At 71.7% G+C, this 15,810-nt stretch carries 14 protein-coding genes; 6 read left to right on the top strand and 8 right to left on the bottom strand.

Annotation, left to right across the window (positions count from 1 at the left end; translation table 11 throughout):
* Nucleotides 1-55 precede the first annotated feature (55 nt).
* Complete coding sequence (locus HNR07_RS15495) at nucleotides 56-991, bottom strand: carbohydrate kinase family protein (RefSeq protein ID WP_017583840.1); 936 nt, start codon at nucleotides 989-991, stop codon at nucleotides 56-58.
* A gap of 277 nt (nucleotides 992-1,268) precedes the next feature.
* Between HNR07_RS15495 and HNR07_RS15490 the strand changes: the two genes are divergently transcribed.
* The 4 genes from HNR07_RS15490 (at nucleotide 1,269) to HNR07_RS15475 (ending at nucleotide 6,699) form a co-directional block, all read left to right on the top strand.
* Nucleotides 1,269-3,989 carry a bifunctional acetate--CoA ligase family protein/GNAT family N-acetyltransferase gene (locus tag HNR07_RS15490; RefSeq protein ID WP_184365609.1) on the top strand — a complete coding sequence of 907 codons (2,721 nt, stop codon included), beginning with the start codon at nucleotides 1,269-1,271 and terminating at the stop codon, nucleotides 3,987-3,989.
* A gap of 86 nt (nucleotides 3,990-4,075) precedes the next feature.
* Nucleotides 4,076-4,654, top strand: coding sequence for a DUF5998 family protein (locus HNR07_RS15485; protein ID WP_184372066.1), 579 nt, complete (start codon nucleotides 4,076-4,078; stop codon nucleotides 4,652-4,654).
* Between the two features lie 357 nt (nucleotides 4,655-5,011).
* Nucleotides 5,012-5,836 carry an enoyl-CoA hydratase-related protein gene (locus HNR07_RS15480; protein ID WP_184365608.1) on the top strand — a complete coding sequence of 275 codons (825 nt, stop codon included), beginning with the start codon at nucleotides 5,012-5,014 and terminating at the stop codon, nucleotides 5,834-5,836.
* A 209-nt stretch (nucleotides 5,837-6,045) separates the two neighbouring features.
* Nucleotides 6,046-6,699 (top strand): MBL fold metallo-hydrolase, encoded by a 654-nt coding sequence (locus tag HNR07_RS15475; protein WP_184365607.1) that lies wholly within the window; start codon nucleotides 6,046-6,048, stop codon nucleotides 6,697-6,699.
* A gap of 137 nt (nucleotides 6,700-6,836) precedes the next feature.
* Here the strand turns inward: HNR07_RS15475 and HNR07_RS15470 are convergent, their stop codons facing one another.
* The 3 genes from HNR07_RS15470 to HNR07_RS15460 form a co-directional block, all read right to left on the bottom strand.
* On the bottom strand, nucleotides 6,837-9,173 hold the full coding sequence (locus HNR07_RS15470; RefSeq protein ID WP_312893813.1) for a CHAT domain-containing protein: 2,337 nt from the start codon (nucleotides 9,171-9,173) through the stop codon (nucleotides 6,837-6,839).
* A 289-nt stretch (nucleotides 9,174-9,462) separates the two neighbouring features.
* Nucleotides 9,463-9,912, bottom strand: a complete 450-nt coding sequence (locus tag HNR07_RS15465; protein WP_184365606.1) for a peptidase associated/transthyretin-like domain-containing protein — start codon at nucleotides 9,910-9,912, stop codon at nucleotides 9,463-9,465.
* A 51-nt stretch (nucleotides 9,913-9,963) separates the two neighbouring features.
* Nucleotides 9,964-10,551 (bottom strand): RNA polymerase sigma factor, encoded by a 588-nt coding sequence (locus tag HNR07_RS15460; protein ID WP_184365605.1) that lies wholly within the window; start codon nucleotides 10,549-10,551, stop codon nucleotides 9,964-9,966.
* A 312-nt stretch (nucleotides 10,552-10,863) separates the two neighbouring features.
* Here HNR07_RS15460 and HNR07_RS15455 point away from each other — a divergent pair, with 312 nt between their 5' ends.
* Nucleotides 10,864-11,358, top strand: coding sequence for a DUF3145 domain-containing protein (locus HNR07_RS15455; protein WP_184365604.1), 495 nt, complete (start codon nucleotides 10,864-10,866; stop codon nucleotides 11,356-11,358).
* A 78-nt stretch (nucleotides 11,359-11,436) separates the two neighbouring features.
* Here the strand turns inward: HNR07_RS15455 and HNR07_RS15450 are convergent, their stop codons facing one another.
* The 4 genes from HNR07_RS15450 to HNR07_RS15435 form a co-directional block, all read right to left on the bottom strand.
* Nucleotides 11,437-11,892, bottom strand: coding sequence for a DUF1707 SHOCT-like domain-containing protein (locus HNR07_RS15450; protein ID WP_184365603.1), 456 nt, complete (start codon nucleotides 11,890-11,892; stop codon nucleotides 11,437-11,439).
* 124 nt (nucleotides 11,893-12,016) lie between these two features.
* Complete coding sequence (locus HNR07_RS15445; RefSeq protein ID WP_184365602.1) at nucleotides 12,017-12,805, bottom strand: 3'(2'),5'-bisphosphate nucleotidase CysQ family protein; 789 nt, start codon at nucleotides 12,803-12,805, stop codon at nucleotides 12,017-12,019.
* Nucleotides 12,802-13,863: an ATP-grasp domain-containing protein gene (locus HNR07_RS15440; RefSeq protein ID WP_184365601.1), complete on the bottom strand. Its 1,062-nt coding sequence runs from the start codon at nucleotides 13,861-13,863 to the stop codon at nucleotides 12,802-12,804. Before HNR07_RS15440 ends, HNR07_RS15445 begins: the two co-directional genes overlap by 4 nt.
* Before the next feature lie 246 nt (nucleotides 13,864-14,109).
* Nucleotides 14,110-14,640, bottom strand: a complete 531-nt coding sequence (locus HNR07_RS15435) for a YbhB/YbcL family Raf kinase inhibitor-like protein (protein ID WP_184365600.1) — start codon at nucleotides 14,638-14,640, stop codon at nucleotides 14,110-14,112.
* Nucleotides 14,641-14,841: 201 nt separating this feature from the next.
* Between HNR07_RS15435 and HNR07_RS15430 the strand changes: the two genes are divergently transcribed.
* Complete coding sequence (locus tag HNR07_RS15430; protein WP_184365599.1) at nucleotides 14,842-15,807, top strand: LLM class F420-dependent oxidoreductase; 966 nt, start codon at nucleotides 14,842-14,844, stop codon at nucleotides 15,805-15,807.
* Nucleotides 15,808-15,810: the final 3 nt, after the last annotated feature.

The following is a 15,810-nucleotide window of genomic DNA, read 5'->3' as shown; positions in this document are numbered from 1 at the left end:
TAACGAGGCGCCGCCAACGAAGCGCCGCCAACGAGGCGCAGCCAACGAGGCGCCGTCAGCGGATGCGCTGACCGCGGGGCGCGCCTCTGCGTACCGGTTGGCCCTCGCCCAGGTCCGGGCGGGCGCCCGGCTGGTGCAGTGCGCGGGCGGCCAGCCTGCTGGCCCGGCCCAGCGCCTCCTTCGGGTGGCGTCCGGTCAGCCACGCGGGCAGGAAACCGGCGATGAACGCGTCACCGGCGCCCACGGAGCCCGGGGAGGGCTCCACCGGCTCGGCCGGCGCGGTCACGCAGTCCTCGCGCGTCTTGGAGGCCCACAGGCCGCCCTGCTCGCCGAGCTTGATCACGACGTTGGGGAACCAGGCGGTCAGCACCTTGGCGGCCGCCTCGGGCTCGTCGCGCCCGGTGAGCACCCGGGCCTGGTCGACGTTGACGAACAACAGCCGGGCGCCCTGTGTCCAGTCCAGGAAGTTCTCCGCGCCGGCGCGTTCCAGCGGTGCGTGCGAGCCGCCGTCCACCGAGATGGACATGCCGCTCTCGCGGGCCATGCGCAGGGCCACCCGGGCCGCGCGGCGAGAATCGGAGTTGATCAGCGTGTAGCCGGACACGTGCAGGTGCGCGTCGGGGGCGAACACGTCTCGGGGCAGGTCCTCGGGCTGAAGCCGCGCGTTCGCGCCCGGGTCGCTCAGCATCGTCCGGTCGCCCCGGTGGGTGATCATGACGACGCAGGTTCCGGTCGGGCGCTCGGGGTCCATCACCATGCGCGAGTCCAGGCCGTAGCCCATCAGTTCCATTTCACGCGTGCGTCCGGTGATGTCGGAGCCGCGACGGCCGACGAACGTGGTGTCGGTGCCCTCGACCGCGAGCCACGAGGCTATGTTCGCGCCGGAACCGCCGCCGTACATGATCACCGACGCCGGGGTGTCGCTGCCGCGGGCCAACGGGTGGAACGCGCGCGCGACGGCATCGGTCATCAGGTCACCGATCACGACCACTCGAGTCATTTCGCCAGCCACCACCGAGGGTTTGAGATTCTGTGCCCGCACGACGTTAACAGCTTAACGACCAGTGGCGGGTAACGAACTGACAGCGCCCCGGACACGCGGCCGCACAGGGGCTGCCGAGGGTCTTCGGACCCACCGCACCAGGGTACGCGGAGCCCGAACGAGACCGGTCCGAAGTCCTGTGCGAGGCGAGTCCAGGGGAGGCGATTTCGGGGAGCCCGCATGGACTTTCCCCGGATTCGGCCGATTGTCGTCTAGTCTCGCAGTCGTGCAGTCCTACCCGAACCACTGGGAAGCCGACGTCGTTCTGACCGACGGAGGCACCGCGCACCTGCGCCCCATCACCCCTGACGACGCCGACCTGCTACGCGAGTTCCACTCCCGGCTCTCGCCGGAGACGATCTACTACCGGTTCTTCGCGCCCTACCCCAAGCTCTCCGACCGTGACGTGAAACGTTTCACCACGGTCGACTACGAGGACCGGGTGGCTCTGGTGGCCACCATCTCCGGGACCCTCGTCTCCGTGGTGCGCTACGACAAGGTCGCTCCCGAAGAGGCCGAGGTGGCCTTCGTCGTGGAGGACGGACACCAGGGGCGGGGCCTGGCCTCGGTGCTCCTGGAACACATCGGAGCCGCCGCCCGCGAACGCGGGGTACGCCGCTTCATCGCCGACGTGCTGCCCGAGAACCGGCGCATGATCAACGTCTTCCGCGAGGCCGGGTACACCGCCCAGCAGACCTTCGACGAGGGCGTCATCCGGCTCACCCTGGACCTGCAGCCCACGGACGACTCCAAGGAGGTCATGCGGGCCCGTGAACAGCGCGCCGAGTCGCGCTCCATCGCCCGCCTGCTGTTCCCCGAGTCCGTCGCGGTCATCGGCGCCAGCCGAACCGCGCACACCATCGGCCAGACCGCTCTGCGCAACCTGCTCGGCGGGGAGTTCCAGGGACCGGTCTACCCCGTGCACCCCGAAGCCAAGGCCGTGGTGGGCGTGCGCGCCTACCCCTCCGTCCTGGACATCCCGGACCAGGTCGACCTGGCCGTGGTCGCGGTACGCGCCGACACCGTCGTCGACGTGGTCGAGCAGTGCGCGGACAAGGGCGTGCACGGGCTGATCGTGGTCAGCTCCGGGTTCGGCGAGGTCGGCCCCGAGGGCCGCGCCCGCCAGGACGAACTGGTGCGCACCGCCCGCGCCGCCGGAATGCGCGTGGTCGGCCCCAACTGCCTGGGCATCGCCAACAGCGACCCCTCGGTCTCGCTCAACGCCACCCTGTCCCCGGACCTGCCTCCCCAGGGCCCCATCGGGTTCTTCTCCCAGTCCGGCGCCCTGGGCCGCGCCATCCTCCAACGGGTGGCCGAGCGCGGCATGGGTCTGTCCACCTTCGTGTCCGCGGGCAACCGCGCCGACGTGTCCGGCAACGACCTCATGCAGTACTGGCAGGAGGACCCCGCCACCCACGTCGTGCTCCAGTACCTGGAGTCCCTGGGCAACCCGCGCAAGTTCACCCGGCTGGCACGGCGCCTGGCCAAGCAGAAGCCCGTCGTGGCGGTGCGCAGCGGCGGTTCGGCGCAGGCCACCCCCACCGGGCACGCCGCCGGGGGCCTGGCCCTGCCCGACTACGCGGTCACCTCCCTGTTCCAGCAGGCCGGTGTGGTGCGCGTGGACGACATCACCCAGATGTTCGACGCCGCCCAGGTGTTCGCCTACCAACCGCTGCCCGCAGGGCCGCGCGTGGGCGTCATCGGCAACTCCGACTCCCTGGAACTGCTGGTCAAGGACGCCGCGATCCGTCAGGGACTCAAGCCGCACGACCCGGTCAACCTGGGCCCGCAGGCCACCGCCGAGGACTTCGACACCGCGATCCAGGCCGCCCAGGCCGCCGAGGACGTGCACTCGATCGTGGTGGTCTTCGTTCCGGCCCTGCACCCGATCGGCGACGACGTGGCCCGCGTCCTGCGCGCCCGCTCGCTGGACTCGGACAAACCCATCGTCACCACCTACCTGGCCCGCCAGGGCATCCCCGAGGAGCTGCGGCACATCGGGGACCGGGGCCAGACCCTGTTCGGCTCAGTACCCTCCTACCCCTCGCCCGAGGACGCGGTGCGCGCCGTCGTCCACGCCACCCGGTACGCCCAGTGGCGCAACCGCAAGCCCGGCCGCCACCCGGAGCTGCCCGACATCGACCGCGCCCGGGCCCGGGCCACCATCGGCCGCGCGCTGAAGAAGGCCACCCCGGCCATGGAGGACGTCGCCTGGTTCGGCGGTGAGCGCCGCTACGACGAGGAGACGGCGATCTCCCCCGAGGACGCCCGAGACCTCCTGGCCTGCTACGGCATCGCCGCCTACCCCGATATCAAGGTCGTCTCCGCGGAGGAGGCCGTGGTCGCCGCCGGGGAACTCGGCTACCCCGCCGTGGTCAAGGCCGACGCCCCCGACCTGCGGGTCCGCGCGGGCGGCACGTTCGTCCGCGCCGACCTGCGCACACCCGAGGACGTGCGCAGCGCCTACCTCTCCCTGGAGGACCGCTTCGGCGGCGAGGCGGAGCTGGTCGTGCAGCGGATGGCCGCCCCCGGCGTGCCCACCGTGGTGCGCGCGGGCGACAACCAGTCCTTCGGGTCGGTGGTCTCCTTCGGCCTGGCCGACGTCACCGCCGAACTCCTCGACGACCGGGCGTTCCGGCTGGCGCCGCTGACCGACATGGACGCCGCCGACCTCATCCACGCGGTCCGGGCCGCCCCGCTGCTGTTCGGGCTGCCCGCGGGTGCCACGTCACTGGCCGAACAGCCCAACGTCGAAGCCTTGGAGGAGCTGCTGATCCGGGTGTCCCGCCTGGTGGAGGCCTTCCCCGAGATCGGCTATGTGGACCTGGACCCCGTCCTGGTCAACGCCACCGGAGCCCACGTCCTGGGCGCCCGCATGTGGCTGCGCGAGGCGCCCGAGGTGCGCCCCGACGCGGGTCCGCGCCGCCTGCGCGGGGTGACGTTCTGATCAGGGAGTGGGTGTCCCGATTCGGCGGGCGGTCGCGAACTGTCACCGAGAGGAGGCAGGATAGGGGTATGAGGAAAACACGTGCCGTGCCCACGGACTGGCGCCTGGAGATCGAGCGGAGCGGGTACTACCCCGCACTGGTCATCGATGCCGTCGCTACCACCCTGGGCGAGGAGGGCGCCGAGGCGTTCATCGTGCACCACGAGGCGACCTTCGACCCGGCCATGGAGATGCGGCGGCACATCACCGTCATGCTGCTGACCGCCACCCGGCTCGTCGTGTGCCACACCGACGAGCACCCACCAACCGAACCGGGCGGGACCTCACACGCCTCGACCACGACCGACAGCATCCAACTGGGCAACATCCAGTCGGTGGCCCTGACCCGTGTCGTGCCCAACCCCGCCCAGTACACGCCGGGCAGCCTGCCCAGCGAGCTGGTGCTCAGCGTCAACCTGTCGGTGAACTGGGGCGCGGTCGCGCACATCGACCTCGAACCCGCCGCCTGCGCCGACGAGAGCTGCGAGCTCGACCACGGCTACACCGGTGCCATCACCGCCGAACCCCTCACCCTGAGGGTCAGCGAGGCGGCCGACGGGGCCGGCGCGGTCACCGCGATGCTGCACTTCGCCGAGGCACTGTCCGCGGCCACCACTCGGCGCTGATCCGGGGCGGCCCGGGTTGCGGGGGCCGTGCAGCGAGACTCCGGCGGGGCCGGTCGGCGCACTCCGGATTCCAGAGGCCGCCGACCGGCCCCGTTCGTGTTGGGCGGGGCGGCTGGGATCTGATGTGAACGAGAGCGCTAGCGTGTGGTGTAAGTAACACAAGCGCGATCACGCGTGACACGGACTTAACCAATCCGGCGCCGTGGGGCCTGGTGCCGAAACAAACCGCGTGTCTACTGTTGAAGGCGGATTTGTGCATACCGCCACAAGCGAGACGCGCACGGCCACAAGCCACCAGCGTCACCGCGCGCCGTGACCGGGTCCGCGCGCGTCCAAACGGAGAAAGGTCTGCCTGCGATGACGCAGCACCCGACGTCCCCGAACCCCTCGGACGACGCTCCCCTCGTGCGGTTGAGTGTCGACCGTGCCATCGCCACGATCACCCTCGACTCACCACGCAACCGCAACGCGCTCTCCGCACGGCTGCGTTCCGAACTCTCCAAGGCCCTCGCCGACGCCATGGCCGACGACGCGGTCCGCGGGGTCGTTCTCACCGGCGGCGGACCGGTGTTCTGCGCCGGGGCCGACCTCAAGGAGATCGGCGCCGCCCTCCAGGGCGCCCCGATCGAACCCGCGCCGGAGCTCCCGGAGATCTTCGAACAGATCATGGGCGGCCCCAAGCCGGTGATCGCGGTTCTCAACGGCGCCGCGCGCGCGGGCGGGATCGGTCTGGTGGCCGCCGCGGATATCGCTCTCGCACCCAAGAGCGCCACCTTCGCCTTCACCGAGGTGCGCATCGGAGTGGTTCCGGCGATCATCTCCGTTCCCGTCTCCGCTCGGATGCACTCCCGTCAGCTCAGCCGTTACTTCCTCACCGGCGAGCTCTTCGACGCCTCCGCCGCGGCCAAGGCCGGACTCATCACCCAGGCCGTCCCCGACCGGGAGATGGAGCACGCGGTCGACGCGGTCCTGCAGGGCCTGCGGGGTTCGGCTCCCAGGGCGCTCTCGCGCACCAAACAGCTCCTGGGCGACCTCGGGGGCGGTGCGCAGGCCGCACCGGACCGGCGGACCGAGGCGTTCACCCGGATGGGTGAGCTGTCCGCCGAGTTCTTCGCCGGGGAGGACGCGGCGGAGGGACGGATGGCCTTCTTCGAGAAGCGTCCGCCGCGCTGGGCCCAGTGATCCGGGCTCAGTGACCAGGCCCCGGTGAGTAGCGCGTTCACTGGTGCGCGCCCGGGGTGATCCGGGCCGTTCGGCGTCCCCGACACGCTGAAGCCGCCGAGCCGCCGCACGCCCTCGCGCGGGCCGTGGCACCGCGGAGGTCGGACGCCCGGGTCACCGGGTGTCCGACCCGGGTTCGTACGCTCCTCGCGACAGGCCACAATGGTCGGGTGAGCTACTCCGGAGATACCAGGGTCGGCGGTCCCGCCGACCTGCGCCAACTACCGCATCTGACGATCACCAAGCTGGCCGTGGGCCCGATGGACAACAACGCCTACCTCCTCCGTTGCCGGAGCACGGGTGAGGCGGTCCTCATCGACGCGGCGGCCGAACCCGACCGGATCCTGGATCTGATCGGCGAGGACGGGCTGACCCGCGTGGTCACCACCCACCGCCACCAGGACCACTGGCAGGCCCTGGCCGAGATCGTCGGCCAGACCGGTGCCCGCACGGTCGCCCACCCCGACGACGCCGATGAGCTGCCGGTGTCGGTGGACGAGCCCGTCACCCACGGTGGCACCGTTCCCGTCGGGGACTGCGTACTGACGGTCATCCACCTGCGCGGCCACACGCCCGGGTCGATCGCCCTGCGCTACGACGACCCCGAGGGGCACACCCACCTGTTCACCGGTGACAGCCTCTTCCCGGGCGGGGTCGGTAAGACCTGGTCCGACTCCGACTTCCAGACCCTGTTCGCTGACGTGTCGGAGCGGGTCTTCGGCGCCCTGGCCGACGACACGTGGGTCTACCCCGGGCACGGCAAGGACACCACGCTCGGAGCCGAGCGCCCCGCGCTCGCCCAGTGGCGCGAGCGCGGCTGGTAGCGCCGCCACGAGCGGTGCCCGGGCCGGTGACACGGGCAGTGGCGATCCTGTGAACCAGACTCCCGCCGCACCTGCTTGCGCGCACCCGGGTCCCGCGTGACCGCGCGGGACCCGGGCATCGCCACCGCACCGGTACCTCAGGTTCCGTAACAGCAGAAACCGATGTGTCCGAGGTGCTCGGACACGGCCTCGGACACATCGGTCCCCGCCCGGACCGCCCGGTGGAAGCCCTGCATGGCCGCCCCTGTTCTCTTGTCGTCCACCGGAAGCGGACTGGCCACCACGGTGCGGGTGCCCCGGGCCAGCAGCGCGCCCACGAACCCGCTCGGCCGCCCGCCGGACCCGCCGAAACCGTGTCCGCCCCAGCAGGCGGACAGCACCACCAGAGCCGGGGCCGACGGCAACGGGAACAGGTCACAGGCGAGCAGCGGACCGTCGCACAGTTGCAGCCGGGAGAGCATGGGTGTGCCCGTGCCGGCCCGACCGTGCCCGGCGAGGTGGGCCAGGTCCGCACGGGCGAGCTCGGCCAGGAGCGGTCCCCGGCGCGCCTGCTCCAGGACCTTCGCACCCGAGTGGACCCCGGCCAGCGCCGCTACCTCCTCCCGGGCCTCACCGGGTGGCGGCCCGCACGCCAGCAGAACCCGTCCCCCGCCGCTCCTGGCGGGCGGTGGCTCAGCCCAGGAGCGCGCCGTGGGGACCAGGCGCACCGGCCGCCCCCGCAGGGCGGGGAGCAGCCCCCAGGGCAGGTCATCCAGGTAGGAGCCGCCGGTCACCACCAGGGGCCGCTCCCCGATCAGGGGCAGGAGCGGACCGAGCAGGGTGTCCGAGACGAGTGCCGCGGCCACGCCCCCGGGTTCGGCCCCCGGGCGTGTCGGTGCCCGACCCGTGACCGACGGTGGCGTCGCGCACACGTCGACCGCCTCGGTGGAGCGGCCGAGGGGCAGGGGGCCGGAGAGTTCGTGGGTGAACGCGCGAAGTGTGCGACGGACCCGCTTGAGGGGCCCGACGCAGCGTTGGTGCACCTTCCCGTCCACGGCCACCAGGGCCACTGCCTCGGCGCCCGCCACGGTGTAGTGAACGAACGCCCGGCCGTGGAGGTTGCTCAACAGCGGCTCCAGAACCGGCCCGGGGTGTTCCCGGGGCCGTCCGGCCGCACCTGGCGGCAGCCGCCACTGCGCGGACTCCCAACGCCGCGCGTAGGCGCTGGCGGCGGGGCCGCCGCCGTTCTCCAGAGCATCGCGGTAGCGCCCGGTCAGTTCCCGTACCTCGGGGTCCTCGCAAGCCCCCAGCTCGGGAATCAGCCCCTCGGACCAGGTACGGTCCAGCTCTGCCCATTCCAGGGCGGTAGCGGGGTCACCGGCCTGGAGGGCGCTCTCCAAACCGGCCCGCACCACGTGGGGATCGCGGGCGGCGGCCCCGAGCCAGGGCCCGGGGGCCAACGCCCCCGTCCCGGCACCCGCCCCGCGGAACCGTTCCAGCGCCCGACGGGCGTCCGACAACCTCCCCTGCGTTCCGGCGGAGTCCCAGGCATTGCGGTGTCCGGCCTCTTCCGGCCCGGGATTCCCCGCCGGCCCGCTTCCGTCTCCGGGCCCGGAGTCCGTCCCCGGTTCCGGGGCCGCCACCGTCGAGGCCGTCTCGGAGGAGGCCAGGTGTCCTGTGGCGAACGGGTGCGTGGGGTCGCGGTGTTCGGCGGGAGGCCGCGGCTGTGACACGGCGGGGGTGCGGAGCTCCAGATGGTCCTTGGCCCGCTGGACGGGGGTGCGGCTGTCGGCGGACTCCAGCGCGACCCGTTTCAGCCGGTGGGCCACGCCGTACCAGAGGGAGCTCGGCCCCAGACCCTCGAGAACCCGTTGGGTCAGGTGGAGCGCACCTTGGCGGTCGCCGTCCAGGAACCGGTACTTGGCCTCCAACAGGGCGACCGCGGTCCCGTCCCCGCCGCTGCGCCAGGGGGCCTCCGCGAGTGTGCGCCCGGCCTCCTCCACCAACCCCACCGAGAGGTACGCCTCGGCCAGATCCACGCGCAGGGGTTCCTGGCGGTCAGCGGGCATCTGGTGTGCGAGTTCGTGGAAGGTGGTGATGGCCTCGGCGGTGTCGCCCCGGTACAGGTCCAGACAGCCCAGGTTGTGCCGGGCCACCAGTCCGAGCAGTGGGAGGCAGCGCGCGTCGGCCAGGTCCCGGGCCTCGTTGAGGTGGTCCTCGGCCTGGCCGAAGCGGCCGCACAGGACCTGGGCCAGCCCGAGGTCGGTGAGGATCCCGGGCAGAACGGGTGCGAGTTCGGCGACGGGGTGCCCGCGCAGATGCTTCCGGGTGTCGTCGAGGATCTCGACGGTCTCCTCGAAGCGCCCTCTCCGGGCCAGCTGCACCCCCTGCGTGACCCGGGAGAGCAAGGCCCGACCACCCGCCTCCAGGGCCGGGTTCTCGGTGCCCCGGAGAGGGGGCTCGGACTCAGGGACTGGAGTTGCGCTGGGGAGCACGTCCGGCGGCCTTCTTTCGCCAGGGGGCCGGTCAACTCAAGTGATAGCAGCGGATTTGCCCGAACGGGAGGGGCCTGTGCCCACCTGTGGACAACTGACCAGCTGCGAAACGGGGTCAACCGTGACGGAGGCGGACAAGGGGTCACGGGTTGACGCGTGTACCAAACTGGATTCGGGTCTCATCCGTTTTCCGGCCCCGGAACCGCGGGTGTCCGGTCCGCCTCGCCTGGCTCGCACCGAAGCTCACCGCGAAGCCGGGCAGGCCCGGAGGGCCCCGCGGAGAGCGCTCTCAGAGCGTTTGCTGCTGGGCGACCGAGGTGGTGAACCACTCGGTCACGGTGAGGGGGTGTCCTGGGCGCTCCACCGCCAGGGACAGCGGCCCGGGGGAGAGGTCGGCGGCATCGAACCGGCCGTCTGCTCCGACGAAGAGGCGCAGTGTGCGGTCGGGGCGCCTCAGGTGGACTTCCACGTGGTCGAAATCGCCGCTGACCAGACCGGAGAGTGCGCTGTGGCCGCCGCACGGCTGGACCTGGAGGTCCAGGTGGATCCCTTCCATGTCGAAGCGAAGGACGACCGGTGCGATGCCGTCGTGATCACGGTGGAGCGGTTGCTCGGGGGAGGGCACGGTGTATCTGGCGGTTCTGGCCGCACGGGCGCCGTCCACGGAGCGGTCGAAGGCGGCCAGGGCGGCGGCCCGCCCGGCTCGGTCCTGGGCGGGGTCCGCATCCTTGTTCCGCACGGTTCACGCACGCCTTTCGGTTGGTTCGCTGTTCTCTTGCGCTGCGCGGATCTACCGCAGTGAGCGGCGCAGCTGACGGATCAGTCGCCGTCGCTCCCTCGCGCTGGTCCGGTGGGAGATCGGTGCGGCATCGGGTGAGTCGTCGAGGTACTGCTGTGCCACCCTGCGGTCGGCCGGGTCGGGGAGTTCCCGGATGGCCTGGAAGAGTTCGGTGTGCGTCTCCTTGGCGAGGTACTGGTCCTCGGGGCCGTCCTGGCACTGGGGGCGCTCGTCCAGGTCCTGGGGGTCGATCGGTGGAAAGCGCTGCCGCTGCGCGCGCTGGCGGTTGCAGGCGGAGCGCGTGGTCCGGTGCAGCCAGGCGGCGAGCTGCTGCGGGGAGTGCAGTCGGGTCAGGTTCTGGTTGAGAGTGAGCCAGACCGTCTGCGTGGCGTCCTCGCGGTCCTGCTGAGAGAGCCGGTAGGACCGGGCGATGCCGTTCACCAGGCTCAGGTAGCGGTCGACGATGGCCTCCCAGGCGTCCGCGCTCCCCTCGCGTGCGGCCCGGACGAGCTCGGTGTCACTCAGCGAGGAGGGGTCGGGGGCGGGGGACTGCTCCGGCGGTGGGGAGTGCTCGGGGCCGGTTGTGGCCGGAACCGGCAAAAAAGAGGTGGATACATACCCTGAACTGCCCGGATGGGTGGTTTCCTCCTGTGGTTCCGGAGGGTGGATGTCATCATGCGGCTGGTCTGGCACATCCGCCACCACTATGATCAGACTCCCTGTCGTCGCCTGTGGTACACGCTAATCTCTGGTCGCTCCGGGTGCGGTGGGAACGCTGGAAAATACCAGCGTGCGAGATGGTTCTCAGGGTGCCCTTGGGGCACAATGGGGCAAAAGGCATTCAGGCGGGTATGCAACCTTCTCGGGTACGAGGGCGTCGGGGAAGCGCACTCGTTCGTATCAGGAGGTTCGGTGTCCGCACGTGGCGTCTTGTACGTCCACTCCGCGCCCGCGGCGCTGTGCCCACACGTCGAGTGGGCGGTCGCGGGTGTTGTTGGAGTACCCGTGAAACTCGACTGGGTCGCCCAGCCGGCGGCACCCGGCCACCACCGTGCCGAGCTCAACTGGCAGGGAAGGCCGGGGACCGCGGGGGCGATGGCCTCCGCGCTGAACGCGTGGCAGCGCCTACGTTTCGAGGTGACCGAGGAGGGGTCGCCCGGCTGTGACGGTATGCGTTACAGCTATACGCCCTCACTCGGTGTGTTCACCGCCATCACCAGCGCGGCCGGAGAGGTCCTCGTGCCGGAGGGGCGGCTGCGCGCGGCCATGGCCGCCGCCGCTGCCGAGGGCACCGACCTGGCCGCCGAACTCGACCGGCTCACCGGCCGGGCCTGGGACGAGGAGCTCGAACCCTTCCGCTACGCGGGCGACGGCGCACCCGTTCGCTGGCTCCACGCCGTGGGCTGACCGCCGTTGACCGGAGGGTGCACCGGGTTCCGGGCACCCTCCGCTGGTGGGCCGAGCCCCGCGTGCGCGGGGCGGTGCTCAGGGCGGGTTCTCCTCGCTGGGCCAGATGGCGGAGGCCAGCAGCACGGCCGCCCAGATGCCCAGGGGGACCAGTGGCCAGTACGGCACCAGTTCACCGCCGAGCAGGCTGGCCACGGCCCACACACCGGTCAGCACTCCGGCCACACCCAGCCACCAGCGCCACTCGTCACCCCACTCCTCCCAGGGCACGGGAGCGACCCTCGGCTCGGGGGCGGTGCTGCGTTCCAGGTGCGGCCTGGGCAGCGGGATCGGGCTCTCGGGTCCGGGGAGGTCGGCGGTGAGCGTGCGGAGCTCACCGACCAGGACCGAGGTGAGTGCGGCGCCCACCCGGCGCTCGTACTCCTCGTGGTCCAGACGGCCCTCGGAGAACGCCACCGCGAGACGGTCGACCGTCAGGTCCCGCTCGGTGTCCGAGGCGCGCATCTGGTTCAGCGGCAGACGTTGGGCCTCCACTTCCCACCCCCAAAGGCGCGAGTTTGACCACACGATACGCGTCGTGCGGGGTGCGCGAAAGGGATTGTCGAGGGCAGTTCGCACACACCTGGAGCAGTTCGCTCCGACCTGCTGTCATCCCAGGTCAGGAAGCTAACCAGTGGGCCACCGCACGACACGTCGACGGATCGGCCGCGCCCACCAGGCCGGTGTGCTCGAAGCTCCCCCGGTAGGTGAACGCGGCGCCGTCCAGCCGGGTCACCAGACCCCCCGTCTCGGCCAGGACCAGACCGGGCGCGGCCACGTCCCAGTCACGCACCGGGACGTCCTTCACGAACAGGTGGGCGGCACCCTCGGCGATCCGGCACAGCTTCAAAGAGATGCTGCCGCTCTCCAGGTACTCGCCGTAGCCGAAGTGGTCGTACACGCGCCGGGCGATCCCCGAGGGTTCGGGGGTGTTGTCGGTGAGGACACCGTGACCGGTCGGGGTGGGCGGGTGTCCGGGCAGGGGGACCCCGTCCCGGCGGGCGCCCTGGCCGCGGACGGCCGTGTACAGAACCCCGCTCTCGGGGGCGAAGACCGCCGCCACCTCGGGGCTCTCCCCGATGACCAGAGCGGCCTGGGTGACGTAGCCGTCGAAGCCGTGCACGTAGCTGGCGGTCCCGTCGATCGGGTCGATCAGCCAGTACCGGGGCGGCCGCTCCCGCGACAGCGACGCCGGGTCCTCCTCGCTCACCACCGGGATCCGCGCGTCGATCGCGCTCAGCCGCTGGGAGAGCGCCCTATGGGCCATCGCGTCGGCCTCGGCCTTGAACTGGCTCCCCTCCCACACCCCGTTGCGTACCGACGGGTCCGAACGCCACCCCCGCAGCAGGGCGCCGACCTCGACGACCGCGTCCGCAACGGCCTTCAGCAGCGCGTGCTGGGCGCTCACCGCGCACGCACCGGGATGATCGGGGACTGCCCTCCGGCGGCCACCGCCCCGGGCAGGGCGAAGCCCTCACCGTGCGAGCTGGTGGCCGGGGCGGGGGATATCCCGTGCGAGTCGAACTGCTCCTCGGGAAGGAACTCGTCGGTCCACCGGCGCACCATCGCCACGCCCTCACGCCAGTCGTCGGTCAGCTTCGGCCCGTCGCCGATCGCCTGCCGGAGCAGTCCGGCGATCTCGTCGACCCCCGCGGCCACGGTGAGCGCCGCCGTGGACGAGAAACGGGGATTGATCTCGAAGACCCTGGGCCGCCCCTGGCCGTCCAGGCACAGCTGGACGTTGAACGGGCCGTCCGCGCGCAGGGAGCTCTGGATCGCCCGGCAGGTACGGATGACCTCGCGGTTGCGCCGGGTGACGGCGTACTTGGTGACGCCCTGCTTGAGCAGGACCTCCTTGGGTACCACCGCCTGCACTTCGCCGTCCCGCCAGGCCACGACCGAGACGGTGTACTCGGGTCCGGTGACGCGTTCCTGGACGATCAGCTCGTCGGCGGCGTAGCCGCTCTCGGAGACCACGCGGGCCATGTCCCGGGCGGAGTCGATGAGCAGCACCCCGCGGCTGCCGCGCCCGATGCGGGGTTTGACGATGAGGCCGCCCGAGGAGGTGTCGGCGGCGTCGGTGGGCCACTCCGAGGCCAGCCAGGTGCGGGGAACACCGATCCCGGCATCCTCCAGCTGCTGCATGAGCACGTACTTGTCCAGGCAGGTGGTGACGAAATCCAGGTGGGGCAGCAGCACCTCCACCCCGTCCTTGGCCAGCTCACCCACCCGGACCAGCTCCTCGTCCACCAGCGGGACCACGGCCACGGCCCCCTCCTCGGCGCACAGGGAGCGCATCCGGGGCACAAACGCCTCGCTGTCGCCCGGTGGCACCAGGTAACCGCGGTCGGCCAGGTACAGGCCGGGCGCGGTGGGGTCCACATCGGTGGCCACCACCCGGAACCCGTTCTGGCGCAGGTGCAGGATGGTTCCGGGTGTCGGAGCGGAACCCGCTGTCGTGACCACGACGGTCGGTTTCCTCGAAGACGGCTGTGGCACCGGCTGAACCCTTCCAGGCGTGTTCCGAGTGGGCCGGGGGATGGACCGAGCCTAGACGCCGGAGTGGCCTTTGGGCTCGTGAATGGCCAGATGCGGTTGCCAAGTGAACCGGAAGGGCCTCTCGCGCGTGTACCCATCGGCCCCGGGAGGAAGGGCGGAGGGCGGGTGGCGCGCCGAGCGCGCCACCCGCCCCCGGCGGCGGGGCGAGAACCCCTACTTCTGCTTGTACGTCGGGATGATGAGCGCCCGGCCGAGCGTGTGCGAGAACAGGTTGAAGCCGAGGAACGCGGGGCTGGCGGAGGCGTCCACGCCCAGGCTCGGCACGTCCACCGCGTGCACCGCGAAGAAGTACCGGTGCGGGCCGTGCCCGGCGGGCGGCGCGGCGCCGATGTAACGGTGGCTCCCGGCGTCGTTGCGCAGGGTCACGGCCCCTTTCGGCAGGCCGGAACCGTTCCCGGCGTCGGTCGCCAACTCGGTGACCTCGGCGGGGATGTCACAGACGGACCAGTGCCAGAACCCGCTCGCGGTGGGTGCGTCCGGGTCGAAGCAGGTGACGGCGAAGCTCCGGGTCCCCTCGGGGAAGCCGCTCCAGGACAGGTGCGGGGAGACGTCCTCGCCCCCGGCGCCCATGATCCCGCTGACCTGCGCCCTGGGCAGGGGTTTGTCGTCAACGACGTCGTCGCTGAGGACGGTGAACGATTCGACCCGGGGCAGGAAGTCGTAAGGGGAGGGTGGCGTGGCCACGGCGATGGCCTCCTTCGCTCTCGTGGATGTCCGTACCGGCCCGCCGCAGGCGGGCACTGCACCCGAACATACGCCCCGCGAGCCCCGAAGGGGCGGACGCGGTCTACTGCGCGCCCGGGGCCGCGAGGTACGGTCGTGCCGACACCGAACAAGAATCCGGTTCGGTCCCGTCGCCGGGCCGGTCCACCGACAGGAGCCGTCATGACCGATCGCTGGGGCATCACCGTCCCCTTCGAAGGCATCCCCCTGGCCGATCAGCGCCCCCTCTTCGAGGCCCTGCCCGACCTCGGCTACACCGACGCGTGGTCGGCCGAGGCCAACGGCACCGACGCGTTCACACCGCTGGCCCTGGCCAGTGTGTGGGCGCCCCGGCTGCGCCTGGGCACCGCGATCGTGCCCGCGTACACGCGCGGCCCCGCGACCCTGGCGATGAGCGCCGCCACACTGGCCGCCGCCGCGCCGGGCCGCTTCGCGCTGGGCGTCGGCACCTCCTCGAACGTCATCGTGGAGCGCTGGAACTCCATCCCCTTCACGGAGCCCTACAAGAAGGTCCGCGACACCGTGCGCTTCCTGCGCGAGGCGCTGACCGGGCAGAAGGTCAAGGCCGACTACGACACCTTCTCGGTGAAGGGGTTCACGCTCGGGGCCGTCCCCCAGCAACAGCCGCCGATCCTGGTGGCCGCGCTGCGCCAGGGCATGCTGCGCCTGGCCGGCCGCGAGGCGGACGGAGCGATCGTCAACTGGCTGTCCTCGGAGGACGTGCGCACGGTCGCCCCGGTCGTGCGTGAGTTCGGGGCGGACAAGGAGGTCGTCGCGCGGATCTTCGCCATCCCCGACACCGATGCCGCCACCGCGCGCGAGATCGGCCGCTGGGCGATCTCGGCCTACCTGAACGTGCCTGTCTACCGGGCCTTCCACGAGTGGCTGGGCCGCGAGGAGCTCGGCCCCATGTGGAAGGCGTGGGAGGACGGGGACCGCAAGGGGGCGCTCGCCGCGATCCCGGACTCCGTCATCGACGAGCTCATCGTGCACGGCCCCGCCGAGTACTGCCGGGAGCGGATCGAGGCCTACGTGGAGGCGGGGGTGAGCACTCCGGTGATCGCCCCGATCGCTCCGCCCAGCCTGGACCCGGCCGACGTCATCCGCGCCCTGGCCCCCCGTCGCTGACCG

The sequence above is a fragment of the Nocardiopsis metallicus genome, from assembly GCF_014201115.1.
Taxonomy (GTDB): Bacteria; Actinomycetota; Actinomycetes; order Streptosporangiales; family Streptosporangiaceae; genus Nocardiopsis; species Nocardiopsis metallicus.
This window is presented reverse-complemented; position numbering and strand designations above follow the sequence as displayed.